13 protein-coding genes are annotated in these 11,756 nt (G+C 64.0%); 4 read left to right on the forward strand and 9 right to left on the reverse strand.

The window, feature by feature from the left end:
- Positions 1–41: 41 nt before the first annotated feature.
- The 8 genes from ACYOEI_RS26950 to ACYOEI_RS26985 form a co-directional block, all read right to left on the reverse strand.
- A complete protein-coding gene (locus ACYOEI_RS26950; protein WP_462852742.1) occupies positions 42–668 on the reverse strand; it encodes an Hsp20/alpha crystallin family protein in 627 nt (208 codons plus the stop codon).
- Positions 669–1,332: 664 nt separating this feature from the next.
- A complete protein-coding gene (locus tag ACYOEI_RS26955) occupies positions 1,333–1,602 on the reverse strand; it encodes a DUF308 domain-containing protein (protein ID WP_462852800.1) in 270 nt (89 codons plus the stop codon).
- A 6-nt stretch (positions 1,603–1,608) separates the two neighbouring features.
- On the reverse strand, positions 1,609–1,890 hold the full coding sequence (locus ACYOEI_RS26960) for an HdeD family acid-resistance protein (RefSeq protein ID WP_462852743.1): 282 nt from the start codon (positions 1,888–1,890) through the stop codon (positions 1,609–1,611).
- Positions 1,891–1,970: 80 nt separating this feature from the next.
- Positions 1,971–2,240, reverse strand: coding sequence for a hypothetical protein (locus ACYOEI_RS26965; protein WP_462852744.1), 270 nt, complete (start codon positions 2,238–2,240; stop codon positions 1,971–1,973).
- 4 nt (positions 2,241–2,244) lie between these two features.
- The gene (locus ACYOEI_RS26970) at positions 2,245–2,874 is read right to left on the reverse strand and encodes an RNA polymerase sigma factor (protein ID WP_462852745.1); all 630 of its coding nucleotides are present in this window, start codon (positions 2,872–2,874) and stop codon (positions 2,245–2,247) included.
- A gap of 526 nt (positions 2,875–3,400) precedes the next feature.
- The gene (locus tag ACYOEI_RS26975; protein WP_462852746.1) at positions 3,401–4,294 is read right to left on the reverse strand and encodes a hypothetical protein; all 894 of its coding nucleotides are present in this window, start codon (positions 4,292–4,294) and stop codon (positions 3,401–3,403) included.
- Between the two features lie 184 nt (positions 4,295–4,478).
- Entirely contained in the window at positions 4,479–4,685 is a 207-nt protein-coding gene (locus ACYOEI_RS26980) for a carbon storage regulator (RefSeq protein ID WP_462852747.1), read from the reverse strand.
- Positions 4,686–4,786: 101 nt separating this feature from the next.
- Positions 4,787–5,146, reverse strand: coding sequence for a BON domain-containing protein (locus ACYOEI_RS26985; RefSeq protein WP_462852748.1), 360 nt, complete (start codon positions 5,144–5,146; stop codon positions 4,787–4,789).
- Between the two features lie 402 nt (positions 5,147–5,548).
- Between ACYOEI_RS26985 and ACYOEI_RS26990 the strand changes: the two genes are divergently transcribed.
- From ACYOEI_RS26990 to ACYOEI_RS27005, 4 genes are read left to right on the forward strand one after another with little or no spacing between them, the layout of a single operon-like run.
- Positions 5,549–6,727 carry a sensor histidine kinase gene (locus ACYOEI_RS26990; protein WP_462852749.1) on the forward strand — a complete coding sequence of 393 codons (1,179 nt, stop codon included), beginning with the start codon at positions 5,549–5,551 and terminating at the stop codon, positions 6,725–6,727.
- A gap of 5 nt (positions 6,728–6,732) precedes the next feature.
- Positions 6,733–7,473, forward strand: coding sequence for a response regulator (locus tag ACYOEI_RS26995; RefSeq protein WP_462852750.1), 741 nt, complete (start codon positions 6,733–6,735; stop codon positions 7,471–7,473).
- Positions 7,474–7,479: 6 nt separating this feature from the next.
- Entirely contained in the window at positions 7,480–9,330 is a 1,851-nt protein-coding gene (locus ACYOEI_RS27000) for a PAS domain S-box protein (protein WP_462852752.1), read from the forward strand.
- 2 nt (positions 9,331–9,332) lie between these two features.
- Positions 9,333–9,923: an ANTAR domain-containing response regulator gene (locus ACYOEI_RS27005; protein WP_462852753.1), complete on the forward strand. Its 591-nt coding sequence runs from the start codon at positions 9,333–9,335 to the stop codon at positions 9,921–9,923.
- 290 nt (positions 9,924–10,213) lie between these two features.
- Here the strand turns inward: ACYOEI_RS27005 and ACYOEI_RS27010 are convergent, their stop codons facing one another.
- The gene (locus ACYOEI_RS27010; RefSeq protein ID WP_462852754.1) at positions 10,214–11,641 is read right to left on the reverse strand and encodes a DUF1501 domain-containing protein; all 1,428 of its coding nucleotides are present in this window, start codon (positions 11,639–11,641) and stop codon (positions 10,214–10,216) included.
- Between the last annotated feature and the right edge of the window lie 115 nt (positions 11,642–11,756).

The raw sequence follows: 11,756 nt of genomic DNA on the forward strand, positions 1-11,756 counted from the left end.
CGGTCCCGAGGAGAGCCGCACCAACGGCGGTGGCGATCGGACTACTTCTTCTCCTGCACCTCGATGCGACGGGGATGTGGCTCGGAGGGCCGAGTCACTGGGATGCCGACCTCGAGGACGCCGTTATGGAACTCGGCGGTCACTTTCGTCGTATCGGCCCCCTCGGGCAACGGGATGGCGCGGTAGAATCGACCGTAGGAACACTCGCTGTAGGAGTAGCCCTCGCGTTCGTCCTTCTTCTCTTCCTTCCGCTCCCCCTGGACCGTGAGCGTGGCTTCAGAGAGCTCGACCTTGATGTCATCCTTGCCCAACCCCGGCAGGTCGGCGCGGACGAGCAGCCGGCCGTCTTGCTCCTTGACCTCGAGCCGAGGCGACCACTCGGCGTCGACGAGTCCGGCCTCGCGTCGAAGGAGCTCATGACCACGCGTGAAGAATGATGGCGTGTGCCAGCCGCTTGCGATTCCGAATTCCTCGATCAAGCGGTCCATCTCCTCGGCGAAGCGCCGGGCGAAGGCGAACGGGCTCCCCGCACGCGACGTCAGAGGCGGTGTACGGCGGGCGAGCTGCTCGGCGGCTGGCGTCCCCCGCTCCGGGAGGTTCGTCGTCGCCTTCGCCTGACCTTGGGGGACTTCGGCCTTGGCCCTGGGGGCCTCTTTCACTTCCGCCATGTCTCTCTCCTTTGATGCAGGTCTCGATTCCTCGCCGGATTCCGCCGTGAGGCGGCTTCGGCGTTCGTGCCCACCGAGGTCGTCCCGGCGGGCCGGGTCTCCGGCCGGAGACGATCCGGTCGAGTCCTCTCGGGCACTGTTGTCGAATGGCTGCTCCGGACGTTTGACTGCCCTCTGTCCCCAGCACTCATGGTCGCGCCGGAGTACCTGGAGATCGTCACGCCCTGAGGCGTTAGTGATCGGGGGGGCCTGATTGGCCGTCGACCGGCTTGGTCTGCTCGCGATCCGATTCGCGATCCAGCTCGCCATCGACCGCGGGTCGCATCCCTGTGGCCTCGCTCGTCCTCGGTGGCCAAGACCTTGGGCATCCTCCTCTCGGGCACATTTGAAACGTGTCACCGCGCAGTGGGATGGTCCGCGAGAAGCCCCTGAGGCGTCGATTGGCGGGCGGCGGAGGCCAAATACAAAGGCCCCGCCCATGCGAGGGTCCGCATGGCGGGGCCACCATAGCCTTGGGCCGAACCGCCCATCGCGAGCGGCCGACGACCTCATCCCTCCTGATCGCAGCCGGCCGGCGGAAAGTTCACGAGCTTCCCGCCGGAATCGCATTTTTCCACCGGCGTGGTCGAGTCGTCGGGCTAAACATAAATGTTTTTAGTTGATTTTATGTATAGGAAATTTTGACTTGGCGGGACCAGGAGCGGATCCGGAGGGCAAGGGCGAGCAGCAGGATCCCCGCGCCAAGAGCATAGCCCCCGATGAACCAGGCCACAGCCAACGCACCGGACTCGGGCCGGAGTATGAGGAGTACTCCCAGCCCTATCGACAAGATGCCGACCAGCGCAAGGAGCCAGCCCGCCGCGATCGCCCCTCGGAGGTGGGCCGCCACAACGACCTCGAAGACTCCCGTGGCCACGGCCCAGGCCGCGACCAGATAGAGTCACGCCAGCACGGTCAGTCCCGGCCACGCGAGCGTAAGCATTCCTGCCCCAATCCCGATCAAACCTTCGAAGAGGAGAGCCCACCAGGGTAGCACACCCGTACGGCCGCGGATCGCCGCGACGAGCGTGAAGACGCCGTCGACGAGGGCGTAAACCCCGAAGAGGAGCGTTAAGGCAACCAGCGTCAGGCCCGGCCAGGTGAAGGCCGCGACGCCAAATAAGATTGCGGCGAGCCCTCGCAAGGCCAAGGCCCACCAGTCTCCGACCAACACGACCATCATTGACGTACCTCGCTCCGGAACAATGGGACCCGGACTACAGAATCGACCTGTCCGGACCACGAGCTCGATCGGCCGAAGACTCAATGCAGTTCCTTGGGCCGTCCACCGTTTGGGACTTCGGCCCGAGGTGGTTTGACCGTCTCGAGGGAATTTGCCGGAATCGGAGGGGAGGACGGCACCGTTGCCGCACCGCGCTCCCGTCCGTCGTCGAGGAGACGTGCGAGATTCTGAACGAGGCGCGCCATGATCCCGGCCAGCCTCGGGTCTCGTACGAGCTCGCGCTCCAGTCGTTCGCGTCCCCGGCCGTCGAGTTGGCCGAGGGCGTAATCCAGCAGCTCGGAGGGTTCCATGGGCTCAAAATCTCCTCGACTGTTCGGCCATCGTGCGCATGCGTGAGATTGCCGTATGCAGCCGCGATTTGACCGTCCCGAGGTGAATGTCCATGAGCTCGGCGACCTCGGCGTAAGAAAGTCCCTGGTAGTAGCTCAAAACCAGGACCTGCCGATGCGGCTCGGCCAACCGTGACAACGCTCCGCGGACCCACTCCTGCCGTTCTTGTCGTTGGAGCTCCTCGAGCGGGCCGAGGTCATCGCTGGCCACCAGCTCTCCGAGGGTCGTGGGATCATCCGCCGCGACTGGTTGATCGAAGCGGATCCTGGGCATCCGCCGGGCGCGGCGCAGCGCGTCGACCGCCCGATGCATGGCGATGGAATAGAGCCAGGGGCGGGCCGGCCAGCCGTCTCGGTACAAGTGGCACTTGGTGTGGACCTGGAGGAATGTGTCCTGGAGCACATCCTCGGCCATAGCCGAGTCCCCGAGATAGCGGGCGAAGTAGTGGGAGAGCTCGCCGGAGTAGCGGCGGAAGAGCTCGTCGAGATCCCCCGCACGGTGGGCATCCCTATAGCGACTGAGCAAAGCTTCGTCGTTCGATGGGACGAGGTCGACGGTCTGTTCCGAGCTCGCCTGGTCGCTTCTTGGGGGCATCTCCTGCTTCGGAGTGACTGAGTCGCGAGCCGGCCGCCGTGCTGGCCGAGTTCGAGGCCGAGTGGTTCGAGCCGGTGGGCAGAGGGTTGGGGCTAGGGACATGGGCTACCTCCCGAAGTATGGGCGGCAGCCATTACCGCGGGGAATCGGTCCAGGCCGCAAGCGACCCGGATCTCCAACCATCGGAGGGGAGTTGAGGCGCAAACGAAAGGCCCCGGTTGTGCGATGGTCTACACAACGGGGCCCCCATAGCCTCGACCGTCGCCCTTCGCGAGCGACAAGTGCTTAGCTTAAAGGCCGGTCCATCGCGCGTCAAGGGTCATACCGGCGATCTCTCGACCGGCTCGCGACCGAGCGGACCGGCGGATTGGGACGTGGGGGGCCGGCGCTTCGACCCTCGGCATCGAACCCGATTGGCGGATCGAGGAGTCGCCCCTCGACCGAGTCACTCGACCGTCCGGAAGTGGGACGTGCGGGGTGTGGGCCCTGCCATTCGCGAGATCGGGCCGGGACACGGGTGCGAACCTCACTCGACTTCCCTGGTCTGAAGCAGCCGTTCGATTTTCCGCACCTGGGAGCGCACGCGAAGGACGTTCGGCCAGTGGAAGACTTCCGGGCGTGGCCCCCCGGTCCGGACGATGAGATCGCCAGCGTCGTAGAAGCCGAGCACGCGGTGGCGGAAGAAGACGTTGGGCTGGAGCTCGAGGCTCATATTCGTCACGTCATACGTCTTCTCGCCCTCGCCGATCGCCTGCCGGACCCGGACTTGACCCGTCGAAAAGATGATGTAAGTGAGTCGGTCGAAGTACAGGAATGTGACCAGCCAGATCGCGACCAGCCACGTCGAGAGGAAGACATAGCCGGCCATGCTAATCTGGACGTGGAGTAGCAGGAACCAGTCTCGGATCGTCCCCCAAAGGCCGTAGAGGGCGATCAGGGCCACGACGAGCGCGATGACCAGCACGGACACCCATTCCCATAATCCGCGGAGCGGGGCATGGGTGCTGACGAAGACCACCAGGATGGTCAGGAGGAACCAAGTCCCCATGTACGGGCTCGTTGCCATGTGGACGTGGGGCTGCTCCGGGCTCGACCGAGCTCCGACCGAATTCGCCGCATTGGTCGGGGATGGGTGCGGTTGATGGAGGGAGGCGCCACGCGGGAGGATCAGGCCCTCGCGCGCCTCCAGCTTCCCTGGGGTCACCTCCACTCGCCAGTCTCGCCTCGCTTCCGTGCCCTGGGGAACGACCGCCAGACGGCCGCCATCGAAGTAGGTCATCAGTGCCAGGATGTAGCCAAGGGCCCACACCGGCCACCAGTAGAAGATGTTGGAGCGGCTGTAGAGCCGGATCTCCTCATCTTGGGAGGGACGATTCGTTGGCTCAATCGCCTCTTTCCCACTGAGCCCCGTTGTTGCCATGGTCCGCCTTGCTCCGTTGTAACAGTCCTGTATTGCTGTAGTTTTGAAAAATTGTATGTATGGGAATATTATTTATGGAATTGGTCGTTTGCCGCCATCGTGCGCGATACGCCGATTCCCATAATTCCCATGCGGAAGGGCATCCGGTCTATCAGGTGCGCCGAGGCATCGACGCGGGGGCCGTTCAATGTGGGATCGACACCGTGCCTTGGGGGTGGTCCCAGGGATCTTTCTCGCAATTCCCGGTGCACAACTCTTCCCGGAAGATGCTGACATGGCCGGGGGCCTCGATCCCCAGGCGGACCTGATTTCCTCGGATCCCCACTACGGTGACTCGGATGCAGCCGTCGATGACGATTGTGGTGTTCAGCTTTCGAGTCAGGACCAGCATCGTTCTCGACTCCTTCCAGGGTGCTCGGAGCGGTTCCACTCTTCCCGAGTAACTGCGATTGAAGGCCGAAGGTCGCCGACTCGCTGTATCGGCGCCCCCGCTCATACCCTCGAGATTCGACGTCCCGAGGGAGATTCGACTTCGATGTGGTTGATCACCCGGCGCACGCCCTCAACCTGCGCGACGATCGCCTGGGCAACTTGCTTCAGGTAGTAGGTGGGCAGTCGGCCATGAATAGAAAGGTCTGGCCCTTCGACGTTGCAGGAGAGGCTCTGCAAAGCGGAATAACCGCCTTTGCGGAGTCGCCGGAGGGCCTCAAGTTCCCTATTCTCCGGCTCTGTCACCGGCCTGGCAGTCTGAGCTGCGATTTCAAGAGGTGATTTGCAAATGTCTATCATAATGCCGGCTCCGAAAGGCAACGGGATGGTCGAGCCATCCGCGAAGCTTGGGGCGGCGGTCATTGCCGCGGACGTCAGGCCCGGGCGTGGGGGGACCCGGGTCTCCGGCCTTCGGAGGAGGGCGAGGCGCAAACGAAAAGCCCCGGCCGCGCGAAGATCCGCACGACGGGGCCGCCTTGGCCTCGACCGTCGCCTTTCATGAGCGACGATGGCTACAAGGTAACGGAGCGTTCCTCATGCGTCAATGCCGTGCTTTGAAAGATTCTCAATAGCGTTTGATGCGAGTCGCCCCACCCGATTCCGCGACGAGGACTTACATTTCGCCATACTCTTTGTAGACTGGTTCCTCAGTGTACGGGTCGCTCGCGAGGGGCCGCCCGACCAGGGTTTAGAGAGCCCATGCGTCCGCATCACCACGGGCGCATGGGCTTTTTTTGGTCGGTAATTCGGCCCAAAGGAGCGGAGATGGACGTCGATGTTCTGTTCGAAAGATATCAGGAGTTCCAGTCCTACGTTGCTTGGGCGGACGACGATCTGGAAAGGGTGCGTGGCCTCGCCCCAATCTTGGAACCGCACCTCCTCTCCCTGGTCGAGGATTTCTACGCCGAAATCGCGCGCCATCCCGGCGCTCATAAAGTCTTCACCGGCGGCCAGGCCCAGATCGATCGACTGAAGGGGTTACTGCTCAGTTGGCTCCGCGACCTGTTCGAGGGCCGCTACGACCGCGAATTCGCTGCTCGGCGCTGGAGGGTCGGCGCACGACACGTCGAGATTGGCTTGGACCAAGTTTACACCAACTTGGCCCTATCCCGAGTCCGGGACGGTTTGGTGCGGCTCTTGGGCGAATGCTGGCCTGGAGACCGGACCGGGCTGGTGGGAGCGATTCGTTCTCTCAACAAGCTCCTTGACCTCGATCTGGCAAAAATCGAGGATGCCTATCAGGCCGAGTACTCCGCCCGGCTCCAGCGAAGCGAGCGGTTGGCGACGCTCGGCCAGATCGCCGGGGGCGTAGCCCACGAACTCCGCAATCCGTTGAATGTGGTAAAGACCTCGGTTTACTATCTGCTCAACGCACGTAATCCGACCCCCGAGAAGAAAGGGGAACATCTACTCCGGATCGAACGTCAAGTCGAGCTCGCAGACGGGGTCATCACGACGCTCTCGAACTTCGCCAGGATGCCGATACCCACTCTGTCTCCCACGCCGCTCGAGCCTTGCATTCGAGAGTCGCTCGAGTCTTACCCGCCGGGCGAGGACATTACGGTGACTCTCGACTTCCCGGCATCACTTCCGCCGGCCCTTACCGACGCCGGCCAGCTCTGCATCGTCTTTGGGAATCTGATCCGCAACGCCCGCGACGCCATGGTAGGACGCGGGGAGCTCAAGATCTCGGCCCGCGTCGATGGGGATGCCTTGGAGGTCGCGGTCGCCGATACTGGGATTGGCATTCCTAGCGAGAACCTCTCCCGCATCCTTGAGCCCCTCTATTCGACCAAAGCTCGAGGGCTTGGTCTTGGGCTCGCGATCGTGCGGGCCGTCCTCGACAAGTGTGGGGGTAGCCTGCGTGTCGAGAGTACGCCTGGCCAGGGCAGCGTCTTCACCGTGAGGATGACAGCCTCTCCTGAGCGAGAAAGGATGGGGTAATCCTCATGGCGAATCCATACGAACCTCGCGTGCTCGTCGTGGACGATGAACCGGACATCTGCGACAACCTCTCCGACATCCTTACCGACCTCGGCTACCGGGTCGTCTGCGCGTACGACGGCCCCTCCGCGTTGGAATTGGTGCGACAAGCCCACTTCGACGTCGCCCTGCTCGATCTGAGGATGCCGGGCATGGACGGGCTATCGCTCTATCGCGAGATCAAGAAGATCCGTGCCGCGACGATGGCGATCCTGATCACCGCCTATGCCGGCGGCAACACGTCAGAAGAGGCAATCGTCGCGGGTGCTTGGCAGGTGCTCGCCAAGCCGGTTCAGATACCGAGGCTCCTCAATCTGGTCGAGCAGGCGCAACGCCAACCGCTGGTCCTCGTCGTGGATGACGACCGCGACCTGTGTGAGAACCTGTGGCAGATCCTCCGCGAGCGAGACTACCGCGTCGCGCTCGCTCACGACGTCGTCGGTGTCGCCGAACAGGTCCGGGACACCGCATTCCAGGTCGTCCTCATCGATATGAAATTGCCGGGGAGCGACGGAGGCGAGGTCTTCCGACTGGTCCGGGAGTCCGAGCCGCGGGCCCGAACCGTCCTGGTCACCGGCTGCCGTCCCGAGATGGACTCGCTCGTCGAGAGGGTGCTGGCCGAGGGGGCCGATGTGACCTGTTACAAGCCCCTCGACGTCCCCCGGCTGCTCGAGACCCTGGACCGATTGGCCAAGATGCCAGGATGAATACAGATGAATTCGGTCATCCCCCTCCACATCCTGGTCATCGAGGACGATGCGGACACCCGCGCCAACCTGCGAGATATCCTGGAACTGGACGACCACAAGGTCGAATCGGTCGGCACGGCCGCGGAAGCCCTCGCGCGGGATGACTGGTCGCGGTTTTCTGCCATTATCCTCGATCGCAAGCTACCGGATGCGACCGCCGATGAGTTGCTGCCGCGGATCAGGCACGAGGCACCCGCGGCCGATGTCATCGTCGTCACGGGGTATTCCGACCTCCAGGGGGCGGTCTCCGCCCTCCGCCAGGGGGCGACGGACTACATCCTGAAACCGATCTCGCCCGACGACCTGCGGAGTAGGCTAGGGCGAATCGCCGCGGGCCAACAAGCCGGGCTCGAGCTGAAACGCCAGTCGGAGATCATCCATTCGCTGATGGCGAGTGCATCCGACGCCATCGTCGTCGCCGATCCAGAGGGCAGAGTCCAGCTTTACAACCCCGCTGCCAAGCGTCTGATCGGTCCGATTAGGGTGGCGGCGCCCGCCCAGGAGTGGGCCCACGTGGGCTGTGTCCGCCAAGCCGACACCGGATCGACCGACTCGCCCCGGGAGATCCCACTTTACCGGGCGCTCCGCGGTGAACAGGTCGTCGACGAGCAGGTGTTCGTGACGCAGCCCGGGGCCGCTAAAAGCCGATGGATGAGCGTCAACGCCAGCCCGATCTACGACTGTACAGACATCAAGGGTGCCGTCGTCATCTATCGCGACATCACCGAGCGTAAGCGGGCGGAAGAGGAGCTCCGGCGCGCGGCGGAACGATTCGGGCTATTAGTTCAGAACTCTTCGGATATTATTACGGTTCTATCCGTCGACGGCGCCGTGCTCTACCAGAGCGCTTCCATCGAGAGGTTGCTCGGCTACCGGCCCTTCGACCGCGTCGGCCGGAATATCTTCCGGGATCCCATCGTCCATCCCGACGACCTGGCGAAGAAGCGAGAATTCCTGGACGAGGCGATACACCGTCCCGGCATGCCCGTGACGACCGAGTTTCGGCTCCAGCACGCGGACGGGACGTGGCGGCATTTCGAGGCCGTCGGCCAGAACCTCCTCGACGACCCGAGCGTCGGGGCGATCGTCGCCAATTACCGGGACATCACCGAGCGCAGGCGGGCCGAGGAGCGGGCGATCCGGGCCGAACGCCTCGCCGCCATCGGCCAGATGGTCGCCGGACTGGCCCACGAGAGCCGCAATGCCCTCCAACGTAGTCAGGCCTGCTTGGAGATGCTCGCCCTGCACGTCCGCGACAGGCCGGATGCGCTCGGGTTAATCGACCGCCTCCAGAAGGCCCAGGATGACCTCCACCACCTCTATGAGGACGTCCGCGGCTACGCCGCCCCGATCCTGCTCGGTCGGCACCACTGCGACCTGGCCTCGATCTGGCGCGAGGCCTGGGCCCAGCTAGAACACCTGCGTGTGGGCCGGTCGGTAACCCTCAGAGAACGACTGGCCTCGCCCGAAATCCCATGCGACGTCGACCCCTTCCGACTCGGGCAGGTTTTCCGCAACATCCTCGAGAACGCTCTGGTCGCCTGCTCCGACCCGGTCGTGATCGAGGTGGCTTGTATCCCGAGCGAGATCGATGGGCAGTCCGCCGTATGCGTGACCCTAACCGATAACGGGCCCGGGTTCGGCCCGCAGGACCGCGGGCGGATCTTCGAGCCGTTCTATACCACGAAGACCAAGGGGACTGGCCTGGGGATGGCCATCGCCCGTCGCATCGTCGAGGCGCACGGGGGCCGGATCTCCGTGGGCGAAGGCCAGGGCCCCGGCGCCAAAATCATCATCACCTTGCCGAGATTTTAAACATGAAAACATCTTTGAGGATCGCTGTCGCCGACGACGAACTGGACATGCGCGATTACTTCCGCAGCATCCTGCCCCAACTCGGCCACAAGGTCGTCGCGGCCGCCCAGACGGGGCGCGAGTTGGTCGAGGAGTGCCGGGCCACGCACCCCGACATGGTGATCACTGATATCAAGATGCCCGACATGGACGGCATCGACGCGGCGTCCCGAATCTACAAGGAGGCGCCGTTGCCGATCATCCTCGTCTCCGCTCATCACGACACGGCCACCGTGCGGAGGGCCGAGACCGATTACGTCATGGCTTACCTTGTCAAACCGATCAAGCAGGCCGATCTCGAGCCGGCGATCGCGATCGCCATGCACCGCTTCGAGCAGTTCCAGGCCCTCCACAAGGAGGCCACCGATCTGAAGCAAGCCCTCGAGGATCGAAAGACGATCGAAAAGGCGAAAGGCATCCTCATGAAGAAGGCCAGCCTCGACGAGCCCGAAGCCTTTCGGCGGCTCCAGAGGCTTGCCAGTGACAAGAACAAGAAACTCATCGAAATCGCCCGCATCATCCTCACGGCCGAGGAAGCTTATGGAGGCGCGTGAGCTTACGACGGCGGGATGGCCGTGAGCCCGCCCATAGTCCTCCCGGTGGCTCCGCCTCCGATCGCCGTCCCAGGAGTCTGGTCCGGCGTTCCGGACCAACGACGTGAGAGAGCCCTCATTCGTGGGCTTTGACGCGAGGAGCACTGGGACCGGATCCGCGATCGCGCGAACTCGTCGCGCGGCCAAAGAAGCCGTTCGAAGAGTCAATCCTCGACTGAAAAGCGACCGCTTTTTTGCTTTCGCGACTTAAAATACGGCGAGATCAAGACTTGAATGTGCGGTAGCCCTGCCTACTCGAGTAGATCGTGGATGACCTTGCCGTGGACGTCGGTCAAGCGGAAGTCGCGCCCGGCGTAACGATAGGTTAGGAGCTCATGATCGAACCCGAGGAGGTGGAGGATGGTCGCGTGGAGGTCGTGGACATGGACCGGTTTCTCGACCGCCGCGAAGCCAAACTCGTCGGTGGCACCGTGGACATGGCCCGGCTTCACACCCCCCCCGGCCATCCACATGGTGAATCCGTAGTGATTGTGGTCACGGCCGTTCATCCGCCCCTCGTTGGCGCCCGGAGATGGGAGCTCGACGGTCGGAGTCCGGCCGAACTCGCCTCCCCAGAGGACGAGGGTCTCGTCAAGGAGACCGAGTCGCTTGAGGTCCCAAAGGAACGCGCCGATGCCCTGATCACACTCGCCCGCGAGCTTGCGGTGCTGGGTTTCGATATCGTCGTGGCTGTCCCAGGGCTGGAAGTCGCCGTGCCAGACCTGGACGAACCGGACGCCCCGCTCGAGCATCCGGCGCGCGATCAAGAGCTGCCGGGCATGAGTACCTGGGCCGTACAACGCTCGGATGGTTTCCGGCTCCCGGCTGACGTCGAACGCGTCGCCGGCCTCGGTCTGCATCCGGAAGGCCAACTCGAACGACTGGATGCGAGCTTCGAGGTCGGCCTCCCGGTCTCGGTGCTCCAGGTGTTCACGGTTGAGCTCCACGAGGAGGTCGAGCTGGGCGCGTTGCGTCTTGCGGTCGACGGACTGGTTCTTGATGTGCGCGACGAGCTTCTCGATGTCCGTATGCTGAGTGTCGACGTACGTCCCCTGGTAGGTCCCGGGGAGGAACGCGGACTGCCAGTTCTGCGACTCCTGCACGGGGTACCCGTTGGGGCACATTACGAGGAATCCGGGCAGGTTCTGGTTCTCGGTCCCGAGGCCGTAGAGCACCCACGACCCGAGGCTGGGTCGTGGCAGCCGGGCCTCCCCGCAGTTCATGAGCATCAGCGACGGCTCGTGGTTGGGCACGTCGGTCTGCATCGAACGGATCACGCACAGGTCGTCCGCGTGTTCGGCCGTCTTCGGGAAGAGCTCGCTGACCTCGAGCCCGCTCTGCCCATGGCGCTTGAACGCGAACGGCGACTGAAACGCCGCGCCGGTCTTCCGCTCGGTGCGCCGGGGCGAGGGGATGGGCTTGCCGTGATACTTCGCGAGGAGCGGCTTGGGGTCGAATGTGTCGATGTGCGAGGGTCCGCCGTTCATGAAAAGGTGGACGACCCGCTTGGCCCTGGCCGGGAATTGCGGGGCGCGCGGGGCCAGCGGATTGACGTCGACGGGACCGGCCTCGGCCATCAGGCCCGACAGCGCCAGTGCTCCGATCCCCATGCCGCCCCGGCGAAGGGCCTCGCGGCGGGTCATCGGTGGGTTTACGATTCGCGACGGATGGCGTGTCATCAAGAAACTCCGCTCGTAGGGCCGCCTCGGCACGGACACCGACCATCGGTTCGTCGGACGGGCGGCGGCCGCCGAGGTCCGCGGCCCCGCCGGGGCCGCCGCCCAGACTACCCTG

This window comes from Singulisphaera rosea, assembly GCF_054877945.1.